General features: G+C 47.9%; 2 protein-coding genes. Both read right to left on the bottom strand.

The genetic code is table 11. The features are described from left to right. Positions 1 to 9: 9 nt before the first annotated feature. Entirely contained in the window at positions 10 to 5,766 is a 5,757-nt protein-coding gene (locus ACWA2B_RS15485; RefSeq protein ID WP_449292371.1) for an SDR family NAD(P)-dependent oxidoreductase, read from the bottom strand. A gap of 119 nt (positions 5,767 to 5,885) precedes the next feature. Continuing rightward, on the bottom strand, positions 5,886 to 16,337 hold the full coding sequence (locus ACWA2B_RS15480) for an SDR family NAD(P)-dependent oxidoreductase (RefSeq protein ID WP_449292370.1): 10,452 nt from the start codon (positions 16,335 to 16,337) through the stop codon (positions 5,886 to 5,888). Positions 16,338 to 16,349: the final 12 nt, after the last annotated feature.

Here is a 16,349-nt window from a genome sequence, read left to right as displayed (position 1 = left end):
CTCCTTGTTTTAATGAGTGCATACAATTTGCTTCTCCCAGTTCACTTCCTTGATTCCCAACGGATCTGTCGTTCGCATAACCCCTAACTGGTGCAGCTGCCCCGATACCAGTTGCTCCAATATTCGCATCCCCTCTTCCGTCCGTATGGATTGGATCCCTAGCCGCTCCATCTGCTTGCGGTATCGTTCTCCTGATACTACCCCAACCTGGCCCCAATACCCCCAGTTCACCACCTTCACCTCACACGACCACTCTACGGATAGCTGGTGCGCGAATGCATCCTTAAAGGTACAGCCTGACACATAGTTGCTTTGCCCCGCTGCCTTGGTGAATGCGTTAAAGGAAGAGAAGAACAATACAAAATCCAATGCTTCTCCTTGAAATGCTCTCGCCAGGTGTACGCTCACATCTACCTTAGCCTGCAGCGATTTACAGAATTCCTCCTCCTCCATCTGTCCCAAACTCCGGTCTGACAGCACGATCGCCGAGTGTACCACACCATGGATATCTCCATACGCCTGACGTACTAATCGACACGCTTCTCCCAAGGCGGTCTCGTCCGATGCATCCGCTGCGATATACATCGGCTCGGGTCCTATCTCCGCTAACCGTTCCCGCTTGCCTCGAATGGCTTCATCCTCTGTCCGCCGCCCGATCCAAACGATCTGTGCCTGGTACGTACGGATCATATATTCACTCCAGACGGTTCCCAATCCCCCCGCTCCACCTATGACTACATACACGCCCCCATGGCGGTAGCGCGTTGGATAACCCGTTTCCATCGTCACAGGGACAAGTTCCTGGCGGTACCATTCTCCTTCCCGGTTCACAAGCCCGTCTCCTTCTGCATTGGGCGGCAGGAACAGCAGCTCAGACCATGGCCACTCCACTCCCGCTTCCATATCCGCTAACCGAACCTTCCAATGGCTATATTCCTTTGCCATCGAACCGATAAAACCGTGTACACTCGCGTGGGTCGGATCGACCTCGTCGTACTTATTTACCGGTTGGGCCTGAACCGTAATCACCGTCCATTCCAACGTCCGATGTCCATACCCCAGCTGCAACATACTTTTGACGAGTCGGAATAACTGGATTACCCCATCTTCTTGGCCCTCAATAATCCGCTTCTCTTCTAGGGCCGGGATTTCCGCTTCCGGACCGATCCAGATCACATGGCGGATGCTTCCGCAATCCTCCAGTTTCCCCTGAATGTCCTCCACCGGCTCTCCGGCATGGAGAGCCACAACCTGCGCCTGCGGGTAGTATGCCATCACAGCTTCCCGTCGCTCCCGGCTCCCGCCAATCAGAACTATGTCGCTCTGAGCAGACCCGGAAGGGTCCGCTTCTTCCGTGATCCTACACGGCTCCCATACGGGCGCTACAATCACGTTCTCTGCTGCCACTTCTACTTCAGACGGTGCCAAAGGATACGTCAAAGGCTGCGTTAAAGAACGCGAACCTCCTCCCTGCAGCCGTGAGGTAAATCCGCGTAGACTTACGCATAGCCTGCCTGTGTCATCGTAGACATCCACACTCCGTTTTTGCACCCGCTCTTCCTGTACTCGCTCCCCTTCTTCGCTCATGTGTACCCACATCTGGCTCGTACACGGACCGTACACGGTCAGCTCCCGCAGGCTAAATGGCAGGGCTGGAGCGCCCGCTGTGTTTTCTTGCGGCCCCAGTAGGGTCAGCCCAATGGCTGCCTGCAACGCCCCATCCATCAAGCTGGGATGAAGCACGTAATCGTGGGCTGTTACCGACACACCAGAAGGTAACGACACTCTTGCCCATACCTGGCCCGCTCCAGCCTGCACGCTTTCCAGCGAGCGCTGGCCTGCTCCATATTCAATCCCCATCGCCGCAAACGCTTCGTAACAGGCGGTAATCGGCACCTCTTGTGCACCCGCAGCCCGGTGCTCCGCAATCCGCTTCGCTATATCCTCCCGCACGCTTTCCACGTTTGTCACCACACGAGCAGTTCCTTGGCTGTACACCACATCTTCCATGGCTCCCGTTGATCCCTTGTAGATTTCATAACCAATGTCACCTTCCTCGCCCGCCATCAGACGGAGCCTTACCTCTACCGGCTGCTCTTCGACTGTGATCGGTTGCATCCAGGTCACTTGCTGTAATTGCAACGTAATCCACTCTCCCGGCTTCCCCTCCAGCGCCTGCTCCACCGCTGTTCGTGCCATTTCCAGATAGGCTACCCCTGGCAGCATCTTACGTCCCTGCACTCTGTGATCCGTCAGGAAAAATTCCTCACCGCTAAAAGTGGAACTATACCGCTGCTCCGACAATACCGAAATATTCCGGTGCAGCAACGGATGCAATCGAGAATCCGTATCCTCCCGGCTTCGCCCGGCCGCTTCCTTCCCTTCCGCCTGCGGAACCCAGTACCGATCCCGCGCAAATGGATATGTGGGTAGGCTGATACGGCACGGCCGGTTCTCTCCGTACAGCGCCTGCCAGTTCATGCTCAACCCCTTAACCCATAAATCCAACAGCTTGGCATATTTCCCTTTATAAATCCACTGACGGATCGTCTCCTGCATATCCTCATCCGTCTCCAGGGCGGATATCGTTTCCTTATAGCGTTTGACATTTCCGCGAAACCATCTGCCAGCTTTCTGATGCTCCGCATATTCCCTCAGCTGTGCTGCTAAATCCGAGACGGATTCCACGATCAGTCCCAATCGTTCTTCCATGGCTTCCCGTCCAACCTGTAGGGTATAGGCGATGGACTCCAACCTGTCGTCGCCGTAATCCCCCTGCTCCATCGCTTCAAGCAATTGAAGCACTTGCTCTTGCAACCGCTGCTCATCCTTGCCTGACAGAACAATCATCACGGGTGTGCGTGGTGCAGCGCCGAAATGGTCCATACGGTTCTCCTGCGGAATGTATTCCTCCACCAGCACATGTGCATTCGCTCCTCCGGCTCCAAAGGATGAAATGCCTGCAATACGCGGAAAATCCTTTACCGTACCGTTCATTTCAATCTGAGGTCGTTTCCATTCTGCCAGTTCCTGCTGGAGTACGAAAGGAGTATCCTCAAATGGGATCTCCGGATTCTGCGTCTTTGAATGCAGCGTTGGAGCCAATTGACCATGCTTCATTTGCATCAATACTTTGGTTAAAGCCGCAATGCCTGCCGCGCTTTCACAATGTCCGATATTGGACTTAACAGAGCCAAGAGAACAAAATTGCTTGTCAAGGGTAGATTTTTCATAGGCCTGCTTCAAGCCTTCTATTTCAATGGGATCACCTAGGGCTGTTCCTGTACCATGCGCTTCCACATAACTAACGGACCTTGGATGAATTCCAGCACGCTCCAGTGCATCGGAAACAACTTGCGACTGTGCCGCGGGACTAGGCACCGTATAGCCGTTAGTTTTTCCTCCAGAGTTCAACATGCTTCCACGGATAATTCCATAAATATGATCACCGTCTGCTACGGCTCTACGGAGAGGCTTTAGAATGACGGCTCCTACACCTTCACCATCAACAAAACCATCTGCCTCATCACCAAAAGACTTGCATTGTTTGCCTGTACTTAACATATTCATGTCTGTTAGTTTCAAGTAGTGGGCGGGATCCACAATCAAATTGACTCCACCTGCAATAGCACAGTCACTAGTCCCACTTCGCAAACTTTCCATCGCCAAATGAAGAGCTGTCAGCGAAGAGGAGCAGGCCGTATCTACCGCTAGACTGGGTCCTCGGAAATCAAGAGTGTACGAGATTCGATTAGCGACAGACCAGTATGAAGCACCTGTCGGATAATGCGCATTCATAATCCCCACAAACACTCCCACTCTTTGATGTTCACCGAGAGAAGTAGGAGTATACCCTGCATCTTCAATTGTGGTATAAACGGTTTCCAAAAAAATGCGTTCCTGCGGATCCATTAGTTCTGCTTCACGGGGGGATATACGAAAAAATAAAGGGTCGAATTTATCAGCATCGTCAATAAATCCACCCCATTTTGTATAAATTGATCCTTTCGTGCCTTTCGCTCCCTTGAAATAATCCGCCCAATTCCACCTGTCCTGTGGAATCTCCTGAATACAATTTTTCCCTTTCTGGATATTATTCCAAAAGTCATTAATATTTTTGGCTTGCGCATAACGTCCGGACAAACCAATTACAGCCACTTCATGGTCAAAATTAGAACTCACCTCTAGCTTAAAATCAGGCTCGTCAGGCAGATATAGATGATTTTCAAAAGCGTTAGCCCGTATTCGTACATTGGGGAATTTTAGGGCTGTATAATTCTGTATAGCCTGATTCTCCTTCGGTTCCTCTTCAATACCGACAAGTGCTATTAAATCAGCTTCTCTAGTACGGATAAAATGATCCACCAATTCACGGATCGTGGAGTGCTCAAAAAATAAAGTACTACTTACATTCTTCATTATTTTTTTGAATTCACTTGTCACTTGAACCACAAGAATAGAATCCAGACCGTAATCGGCTAAAGGCTTCTCACTATCCAGCTGCTCTGGAGGAATTTTAAACACCTTGCCAATTAGCGTTTTAAAGAAGTGTTCACTTTTTTGACGAAACAGGCCTCCGTTCATTTGAGACATATGTGTCGCTACTGGCACCTGGTTCCATCGCTGACATGTGTAAGTCTCTGTCTCTTCGTGTTGCCCGCTCCTAAGCGATATATTTAGCTGCTTTTTTTGACGAATGACGCCATCACTTTCAGCCTGAATAATTTGTTGTCCCAGTCGATGTTCCCCTGCCGCAGGAAAAGTTACTGAATGAAATCCTTCATGATGCAGCACTTTCTCCCACATTTCAGGATAAAGCCCCGGGCACCCCGGGATACGTACTGCCGTATCCTCATACATCCACCACCCTTCCAACAAACCAAAAGTCAAATGCGTAAATAGGGTATTAGCGGTAACCTCATTTAAAAGAAGCCATCCATTCCGAGACGTACAAGCTTTTACATTCCTTAATGTGTGTCTTATATTGTGAGTGGCGTGCAGCACATTAGTGGCGATAATCAAATCAAAACCACCTTCATCAATGTTCTGTGCGGCAACAGACTCTTCAATATTCAAAAGCTTATACGTCATCGGTATTTTTCGTGAGTTGTATTTCTCCTGCGCATGGATGAGGAAAGCTCTAGATACGTCAGTGTAGCAATATTCTTCAATATATTCTTGAAAAGGTTCCAGTCTGCTTAACACCGCCTCGCTGGTCCCCCCGGTGCCCGCCCCGATTTCCAATATGCGAATACGTGCAGACAAGTTTCGATCGATACACTCCGTAACATATGCAACAACTTGATCGGACAAAATATCGTTAAAATAGTCGGCAACAGGATTGTTCTGGTAAACATTCTCCACCAGCTTCATAGATCCATTCGGAAACATAATATCGGTAGCAGGATAAGCCCCGCTCAGAATATCAGACAAATGAAACAACATCGGCTCTAACAGATGAATTCTGGATTGTAAGTCTGGATTGTACAAAATCCATTCCTTCTTTTTTTTGTCCCATTCTTCCACAAGTTCATCTAATGGCATAAAACTAGACTCCTCGTTTCTAGCCAGTATGGCTAAACTTTCGTTTAGCCACTTCATGTACATGCTGTTAATTTTCCCGTTCACACGTATCTCGTTGATTTCCAAATTACAATCCGGGTACACTCCTAATTGTTTTAGCTGGCTACCTAACCATTTCAGAAGGAATGTGTTCATCAAGTTCATCGACTCGCTAAATAAATCCAGACGCTTCGTTATTTTCATGACCATCTCTCCATCTGCTTATTTCCGCCAGACCATTAGGGGCATAGCGGACTTCACATATACCGCCCTTTCGCCGCGTTGCATTATCCATGAAATTTAAAAATCTGTGCGCACCATACCTACATTGTAATGAACTCACCCCAGTTCACTTCCTTGATTCCCAACGGATCTGTCGTTCGCATGACCCCCAACTGGTGCAGCTGTCCCGATACCAGTTGCTCCAATATTCGCATCCCCTCTTCCGTCCGTATGGATTGGATCCCTAGCCGCTCCATCTGCTTGCGGTATCGTTCTCCTGATACCACACCAACCTGGCCCCAATACCCCCAGTTCACCACCTTCACCTCACACGACCACTCTACGGATAGCTGGTGCGCGAATGCATCCTTAAAGGTACAGCCTGACACATAGTTGCTTTGTCCCGCTGCCTTGGTGAATGCGTTAAAGGAAGAGAAGAACAATACAAAATCCAATGTTTCTCCTTGAAATGCTCTCGCCAGGTGTACGCTCACATCTACCTTAGCCCGCAGCGATTTACAGAATTCCTCCTCCTCCATCTGTCCCAAACTCCGGTCTGACAGCACGATCGCCGAGTGTACCACACCATGGATATCTCCATACGCCTGACGTACTAATCGACACGCTTCTCCCAAGGCGGTCTCGTCCGATGCATCCGCTGCGATATACATCGGCTCGGGTCCTATCTCCGCTAACCGTTCCCGCTTGCCTCGAATGGCTTCATCCTCTGTCCGCCGCCCGATCCAAACGATCTGTGCCTGGTACGTACGGATCATATATTCACTCCAGACGGTTCCCAATCCCCCCGCTCCACCTATGACTACATACACGCCCCCATGGCGGTAGCGCGTTGGATAACCCGTTTCCATCGTCACAGGGACAAGTTCCTGGCGGTACCATTCTCCTTCCCGGTTCACAAGCCCGTCTCCTTCTGCATTGGGCGGCAGGAACAGCAGCTCAGACCATGGCCACTCCACTCCCGCTTCCATATCCGCTAACCGAACCTTCCAATGGCTATATTCCTTTGCCATCGAACCGATAAAACCGTGTACACTCGCGTGGGTCGGATCGACCTCGTCGTACTTATTTACCGGTTGGGCCTGAACCGTAATCACCGTCCATTCCAACGTCCGATGTCCATACCCCAGCTGCAACATACTTTTGACGAGTCGGAATAACTGGATTACCCCATCTTCTTGGCCCTCAATAATCCGCTTCTCTTCTAGGGCCGGGATTTCCGCTTCCGGACCGATCCAGATCACATGGCGGATGCTTCCGCAATCCTCCAGTTTCCCCTGAATGTCCTCCACCGGCTCTCCGGCATGGAGAGCCACAACCTGCGCCTGCGGGTAGTATGCCATCACAGCTTCCCGTCGCTCCCGGCTCCCGCCAATCAGAACTATGTCGCTCTGAGCAGACCCGGAAGGGTCCGCTTCTTCCGTGATCCTACACGGCTCCCATACGGGCGCTACAATCACGTTCTCTGCTGCCACTTCTACTTCAGACGGTGCCAAAGGATACGTCAAAGGCTGCGTTAAAGAACGCGAACCTCCTCCCTGCAGCCGTGAGGTAAATCCGCGTAGACTTACGCATAGCCTGCCTGTGTCATCGTAGACATCCACACTCCGTTTTTGCACCCGCTCTTCCTGTACTCGCTCCCCTTCTTCGCTCATGTGTACCCACATCTGGCTCGTACACGGACCGTACACGGTCAGCTCCCGCAGGCTAAATGGCAGGGCTGGAGCGCCCGCTGTGTTTTCTTGCGGCCCCAGTAGGGTCAGCCCAATGGCTGCCTGCAACGCCCCATCCATCAAGCTGGGATGAAGCACGTAATCGTGGGCTGTTACCGACACACCAGAAGGTAACGACACTCTTGCCCATACCTGGCCCGCTCCAGCCTGCACGCTTTCCAGCGAGCGCTGGCCTGCTCCATATTCAATCCCCATCGCCGCAAACGCTTCGTAACAGGCGGTAATCGGCACCTCTTGTGCACCCGCAGCCCGGTGCTCCGCAATCCGCTTCGCTATATCCTCCCGCACGCTTTCCACGTTTGTCACCACACGAGCAGTTCCTTGGCTGTACACCACATCTTCCATGGCTCCCGTTGATCCCTTGTAGATTTCATAACCAATGTCACCTTCCTCGCCCGCCATCAGACGGAGCCTTACCTCTACCGGCTGCTCTTCGACTGTGATCGGTTGCATCCAGGTCACTTGCTGTAATTGCAACGTAATCCACTCTCCCGGCTTCCCCTCCAGCGCCTGCTCCACCGCTGTTCGTGCCATTTCCAGATAGGCTACCCCTGGCAGCATCTTACGTCCCTGCACTCTGTGATCCGTCAGGAAAAATTCCTCACCGCTAAAAGTGGAACTATACCGCTGCTCCGACAATACCGAAATATTCCGGTGCAGCAACGGATGCAATCGAGAATCCGTATCCTCCCGGCTTCGCCCGGCCGCTTCCTTCCCTTCCGCCTGCGGAACCCAGTACCGATCCCGCGCAAATGGATATGTGGGTAGGCTGATACGGCACGGCCGGTTCTCTCCGTACAGCGCCTGCCAGTTCATGCTCAACCCCTTAACCCATAAATCCAACAGCTTGGCATATTTCCCTTTATAAATCCACTGACGGATCGTCTCCTGCATATCCTCATCCGTCTCCAGGGCGGATATCGTTTCCTTATAGCGTTTGACATTTCCGCGAAACCATCTGCCAGCTTTCTGATGCTCCGCATATTCCCTCAGCTGTGCTGCTAAATCCGAGACGGATTCCACGATCAGTCCCAATCGTTCTTCCATGGCTTCCCGTCCAACCTGTAGGGTATAGGCGATGGACTCCAACCTGTCGTCGCCGTAATCCCCCTGCTCCATCGCTTCAAGCAATTGAAGCACTTGCTCTTGCAACCGCTGCTCATCCTTACCTGACAGAACAACCATTACGGGTGTGCGCGGTGTTGCTCCGAAATGCTCCTTACGGTTCTCCTGCGGAATATATTCCTCCACCAGCACATGTGCATTCGCTCCTCCAAAACCAAAGGAACTTATTCCTGCTCGTCTTGGCAGCTCCTTACCCTCATTATCCAACTGAGGCTCCCACTTACAGGTCTCCTGAACGATATAGAAGGGGCTTTCCTCCAGCTCAATATACGGATTCACTGTCTCTAAGTGCAGATTCTTCACAAGCGTTTGATTCTTCATTTGCAACACAACTTTAATTAAACCAACGATGCCAGCCGCCATCTCCAAATGTCCGATATTAGTTTTCACAGTTCCCAATCCGCAATAGCCGGATTTGTCACTACCGTTATGATCCCGATTCTTTAATTCCTGGAAGGCCTGCTTCAGTGCATTGATTTCAATAGGATCTCCTAGAGGCGTACCGCTACCGTGAGCTTCGATATAACCTACTGTATCAGGTCTGATCCCAGCCCTTTGGTACACAGATTTTAATAATTCTGCCTGTGACTTCGGATTAGGCGCGGTCAAAGAGTTGGCTCTTCCTCCATGATTTTCTCCCGTTGCTCTAATAACTGCATAGATATGGTCACCGTCCAGTTCAGCATCCTTCAATTTTTTGAGGAGTATCATACCAACTCCTTCACTTCTGACGTAACCATTCGCTTGGTCCGAAAAGGTCTTACATCTTCCATCCTTGCTGAGCATCCCCGCTTTATGGAAGCTCTTATAATCTTCCGGACTAAGCAGCGTATTAACGCCGCCTGCCACAGCCGTTTCGCAATCACCATTTCTGATCGCCTGAACTGCTCTGTGAACTGCAATCAAAGAACTGGAACAAGCAGTTTCAATAGGCTCACTAGGACCGTGAATATCAAGAAAGTAGCTCATTCTGTTCGGTCCCACGGAGGGCACCTTCCCTGTGGATGAATATCCCTCGACGACTGTACCAGACTTGGTAAGCAGCTCACTGTAGCCAGTTCTTCCTGTGCCTACAAACAATCCCATTCCGGTTCCTGATACTGCTTTAGCCGAATACCCAGCATCTTCTAAAACCTTCCAAACATAGGTCATTAGCAAACGCTGCTGAGGATCCATCAGTTCGGCTTCTCGAGGAGTAATCCCAAAGAACAGGGCATCAAATTCATCCACTCCACTTATAAAACCTCCCCACGGCACCTCCGAATTCACACCTGGATCACAGGTGCCCCATTCCTGGCGTTCACGAGGAATCTTAGTAATACAGTCTTTACCTTGGACAAGATTTTGCCATAACTCATCTACATTTTCGGCCATAGGGAAAATTCCACTTATTCCGATGATAGCCACTGGTTCCAGAACTGCATGTTCTTGTAGGACAGGAGCAACAAATCTGGGGTTCATACGTCTGGAATGAAGGCTTGCTGTTTCTTCCCATTTCCAAGCTCCTAAGTCATTTTTCGTTTCCGATGGTTCTGGCAATGCTTCTCCATACCCTAGTTGCTCTGGCGCCTGCCAATTGAAAAAGTCACGGTGTTCTAGTAACAGATACTTCGCAAATTCCCGAATTCCTGAATATTCAAAAAATAGAGCTGGCGTTATATCCAATTCGTAAGCCTGATTAAGACGATTAGCCAGTTGAGTTAATGAAATAGAGTCAAATCCATATTCTCCCCATTCAGCATCATCATCAATATCCTTAGCATTCACATCCAAAACATTGGATATTGCTTCCGCCAAAATCATAAGCACCTTATGCAGCAGTTTTTCCGTACTATCAGCAGCTGTCGAACGTGGTTGAATCGGCTTGGTCTTCGCTTTTTTTAAGGTAAGCAGTTTATCCCTCATTCGCGAAACCTGACCATATATGCCCATAACCTGTTTTCTCCCTGAAGACATGGCCTGATAAAAAATATCCAATCCGGTTTGAATGCTAATTGACTGCATGCCAGTATTTTGTAGCATGAACTTCTCGGTATCCGTATCCATACGCATACCTCCGTCCCTCCAAAGGGGCCAATCCATTACCAGAGTTTGTCCTTTTCGCTGACAAGAAGTCTCCAATCCGGACCGATATTCAGCGTAGCTGTCCATAAACAAATTGGCCATCGCATAATCAGATTGTCCAGCATTCCCCAAAATCCCGGCAGCAGATGAAAATAGAACAAAAAAGTCTAAATCAAACTCTTGGCTTTCTTCATCCAAATACAATGTGCCAGCAACCTTGGGAGCCATTACCTTCTTTACTTCTTCCGCCTGCTTGTTCAAAATGAAACTGTCGTAGATCGCACCTGCACTGTGGATAATACCATTTAAAGCCCCAAACTCCTCTTTAATGCTTTCCATCAACACACGGACTGATTGACGATCTGTAATATCTGTCCTTTTGTATAAAACTCTAGCCCCGGATGCTTCAAAATCAGTTAGTTTGGACTTCACAAGTTCATTCAGTGGAGATCTCCCAGCGAGAATCACAGTCGGACAGCGAGAGTTTCTTACCATTTCTTCGCAAAAAATAAGTCCCAATCCCCCTGCACCACCGGTAATCAGATATATTCCATTATCCTTCCAAGGCTTCATGGCCTCGGACTGTCTACTAATTTCCTCCCACTCCGAGACCCAACGTCTTTCCTCATGGTAACGAACATGCAGACCCGGTGAGCATTGAGCGTTTTCTGTAATCATTCTAATAAGTTGATCCGCCGTTTCAACTGTACTAACCTCCAGCATTTGTCCTATAATTTTGCTGCTTTCAATTTGCGCGGTTTTGAGCAAGCCTAATAGGCCAGTGAACATATAACGTTCTAGCGGATTGAAAGCTACAATCTGCACTAGCACCTGTCCATTGGCCTGATCTCGAATAATTTTTTGTACTTCTCCCAATGCCTGTAATGCATAATCCTGATATCTATCTACCGCATGTATGGCCTTGGAAAGCAGGGAGACACACACCACATCACGAAGTCCTTTTCGTATTGGTCCTATCCATCTTTCATCAGGTTCACAAAGCAAGACTACGTGCTTGATGCATTCCGTAGTTAGGACTGCCTGTTCAATGGTTTGCTGTTTCCATACAGGTGACAGCATTAATGTAGAAATATCGGGCTTATCCGTTACTTCTTCCTTTAAAATTCTTGAAGTAAGTCCATTCATTCGAATACAGATATTCCCCGCATCATCGCAGATATCGACATCCACTCTTAACAATGAGCTTCCTGCATCATATCCTTCACTGTAACGAATACACGCCCACATGGTAGAAGTGCAGGACTGTAAGATAAGAATTTCTTGTAAGGCAAACGGCAAAAGTGGATTGTTCCCTGTCTGTCGCTGACTAAGCAATCCGATGGTTGCCTGCAATGCTGAATCGACCACACCCGGATGCAGAACATATGCCTTCCCTGAACCACTCGTCACCAGTGGCAGACGCAGTTTCGCTAGAACCTGATCTGTCCCAGCATAGAGCACTTCAATTCCTCGATGTCCTTCACCGTAAGAATAACCCATTTTTTCAAAAGCTTCATAACAAGCTGCCCCCGTCATGCTAGTTTGATTACAGGCTGCTTGTAGACTTGAGATATCCAGTGTTTGTGTTTTGATGTTCGTGCATATTTCGATTCGGCCCTGGCTGTTTACAAAATTATCCGAACCATCCTCAGACTTTCTGTAGATGGTATAACCAATCTCTCCTCCATCCTCCATGTATAATCCGATATGTACTTCAACAGGCAGCGTATCAACCATCACCGGACTGGCCCATACCACATTTTTTAATTTGATGGTAAGTTGATCTGCTGAAGACATGTTTGTCGCCAACTCTGCGGCTTTTCTTGCCATTTCCAAATGTGCCACACCTGGCAGGACTTTATGTCCTCTGATCTGGTGATCAGTCAAAAAGAATTCCTCACCCGTAAATGTGGAGCTGTATCTTTGCTCAGTTAAATCTGATGTATTCCGGTGAAGCAACGGATGAATATAGGCCGATCCTGCCGCTGAAGAATATACGCTGTCCTTTATGTCAGTTCGGGACCGTTCGGATATCCAGTACCGTTCCTTGGCAAACGGATATACTGGAAGACTCATTCTTTTAGGAATGTCCGCTTCGTATATTTGAGTCCAATCGATATCTACTCCCTTTACCCAAAGATCCAGAAGTTTTGTGTACTTTTTCTTCTGAATCCATGCCGATACGGCTTTCTTCATATCCTCATCTGCTAATAGCAACATCACCGACTCTTTATTACGCTTGCTTCTCCCCCTATAAATATCCTTAAAATCTCCTTTTTTCTCATAAAACAACTTGAGTTTTTCTTCCAGTTCCTTGACAGAACCCACCATCAAACCCAAACGTTCCTCCATAGCCTCTCTACCTACTTGAAGGGTATAAGCCACGTTCCGTAAATGATCATCTTGAATTTGCCCTTCTTCTATAAAAGCCAGCAGCTGATGTACCTTTGCAAACAGCCTGTCTTCATTTTTTGCGGATAATACAACGATGGCTTTTTCACCTGAGTTCACATCAAATGAAGCTATGGATTCAACAGGTTCCGTAAATTCCTCCATAATTACATGTGCATTGGCCCCACCCGCTCCAAAAGAGGAGATGCCAGCGATTCTAGGATATTCCTTTCGCTCCCCATCCATCTCCACCACAGGACGGTTCCAATCCGATAATTGCCTTTGAACCACAAATGGAGTGTCTGAAAAAGGAATGTTGGGATTCAATTGTTTCACATGTAAAGTGGGTACAATTTTTCGATATTTCATTTGTAAAATTATCTTAGTCATGCCTGCCATACCAGCAGCCGCTTCCAAATGTCCAATATTACTTTTAACTGAGCCAATTGCACAAAATTGTGATTGCTTCGTAGATGCCCTAAACGCTTGCGTAAGTCCGGTAACTTCAATAGGATCTCCTAGGAGAGTTCCAGTTCCATGAGCTTCGATATAACTGATGGCTCGAGCATCTATACCCGCTCTATCCATAGCAGTCCGAATAAGCTCTGCTTGAGCAGATGGATTAGGGACCGTATATCCATTCGTTTTACCGCCGTGATTTATACTTGTTCCACGGATACAGCCATAAATATGATCTTTATCTGCTGTCGCTCTGGACAACGGCTTTAATATAAATACGCCCACTCCCTCCCCGGGGACAAATCCGTTGGCATCCTGCCCGAAGCTTTTACATTTTCCATCCACCGACAGCATGTGCTGTCCGCATAGCTGTACATAGCTGGAAGGATGCAGGTATAGATTAACGGCTCCTGCAATGGCTACTTCACATTGACCATGACGAAGGTGCTCACAAGCTTCATGTATAGCTGTCAAAGATGATGAACACATTGTATCAATCGGCATGCTAGGTCCATTCAAATTCAACAAATAAGACACCCGATTCGCTAACGAACTGAATGATGTATGCGGAAACAAAGTCTCTCCCTGCCTCCACATATCTGGCCCATACAGATTAAATCCTGTTTTGGTAATTCCCGCAAATACACCCACTCTTCCTTGGTGACGTGTCTTCAGTTGCTCGCGTGTATAAGCTGCATCCTCCAGTGCTTCCCAACAAGCTTGTATAAACAAGCGCTCCTGTGGGTCCATGCTCATAGCTTCCCGAGGAGAGATATTAAAAAACAAAGGATCAAAATCAGCAAATCCTCGGACAAATCCCCCCCATTTGCTATAGCTTTTATTTTGAAGAATTGCTTCTTCACGATCCGGATGATAAAAAGAGTCCAGCTCCCATCGTTCCTCATCCAGTTCTGTTATACAATCTTTTCCACTTACTAAATTGGACCAGAATTCTTGTAGATGATCTGCTTGAGGATAATGACCACTTATACCGATAATGGCAATTGGATCCACCTCTTTTTCAGTTGACGACGGAATTCCAATTCGGGATTTTCGCTTAGCTCCATGACGCGGCACCAGAACCGGTCCTCTCTGCCGGACATCTTTTGCTGTTTTCAAAGATTCCTCTGGAGCTGCATATGAGGAAGTCAATCCTGTCCACAGTATACAAGCTTCCCGAAAATTAGAAATGAAATAAAGGGCTAATTCTTGTAAAGTCCTACATTCATAAAAGATAGTTTTTGAACATTCCCCGAAAATACGCTCCAGCTTCTGATTTAGCTGCAAGATGAGTATAGAATCAATTCCGTAACTTTCTAATGGTTCAAAGATATCAATACGTTCTTCATCCCATTTTATTTCCTCTGCAAGCAACGACTTGAGCTTAGACACTGTTTCTTCCATTAGCCGTTCATGGTCTACTTCCACTGGCTGTTTTATAATTGCAGCTGCAGACTGCCCATCAATACCCCTTTTCAAATAATCACCTATTTTTAACCGATTCCCTTTGACCAACATTATTTGTTCCTGACCCAGACTGAATGCTTTATAGAAAGCTCGAATGCCTGTCTCTGTTGAAATGGGGAACATCCCCGTACGCTCTTCCAATATTTTGGCAATGGATTCATCAATCTGCATGCCGCCTTCTCTCCACAGTGGCCAGTTTATGGATTGCGTCCGACCATGCCGAGATCCAAGCTCCCGCAAATCATTCCGGTAGCCTGCATAGGCGTCCAGAAATGCATTTGCTGCAGCATAATCGACCTGACCGGGGTTTCCAAGCGCACCAGCCACTGATGAAAACAATATAATAAAGTCCAATTGCATGCCTTTGGTTGCCTCGTCCAAACACAATAATCCTGACACTTTGGGCGCAAGGACAGCTCTAAACTCTTCTGAATTTTTATTGACAATGTAATGATCTTGAATGATCCCGGCACTATGAATAATACCGTTAACATGACCATACTCTCTCTCTATGGTATTTATGAATTCAACTACTCCCTCTTTGTCATTCAAATCCTGGTTTTTATAAATAACATGTGCCCCTAACTTCTGAAGCTCACATATCCACTTCTCCTTATGCTCATCCAGAGGAGAACGACCCATAAGAATGATAGTGGAAGATTGTGTATTCTCCGCAATCTCTCTGGCAAAAATCTTTCCTAACCCTCCAGTACCTCCTGTCACTAAATACAGACCACCATCTCGCCATGGTGTAGCCTGTTCCAACCAATCTTGGATACCTTCGTCCTCTAATATAAATTCCCAATGCATAACCTGCCTTTTCCCATTGATATAACGAATATGACTATCTGACGGACTATTCTTATTTTCTGCAAGTTTTTGAATCAAAAGGCCCTCGTCTTCATTCGTATCCACTTCAATCAGCTGCCCAGATAGTTTTGGATATTCAAGCTGCGCCGTTTTCAATATCCCGGCAAGCCCTGTAAAAAGCCTGCCTTCACCTTCACGGCTAACTATAATTTGAACAAGGATATCCTGATAAGTTCGGTCTTGAATTAACTGCTGGATAGTTTCAAATACCTGAACGGTGTAAGCCTGATACCGCTCTTCTACGGAAGTGTGTTCGGACTGTAGAGAAATACAAGTTGTTCCGTTAAGCTGAACATCTATGAGTTCACACATAGATGGATCCATCTCACAAAGCATGACAACATGCCGAAAATGTACTGACAGCGTTCTCTTCTCTGTGATAGCCTGTTCTTTCCATCTCGGCTCAAGCATCATTGTACTTGTCATGGCCAAAACCCT

Source organism: Paenibacillus sp. CMM36, assembly GCF_053570945.1.
Note: the sequence above shows the minus strand (reverse complement) of the source record. Positions and strands in the feature narration are given on the sequence as shown.

Coding starts and splice junctions, on each gene's coding strand:
- ACWA2B_RS15480 (WP_449292370.1), bottom strand. CDS start 16,337: ATGACAAGTACAATGATGCTTGAGCCGAGATGGAAAGAACAGGCTATC.
- ACWA2B_RS15485 (WP_449292371.1), bottom strand. CDS start 5,766: ATGAAAATAACGAAGCGTCTGGATTTATTTAGCGAGTCGATGAACTTG.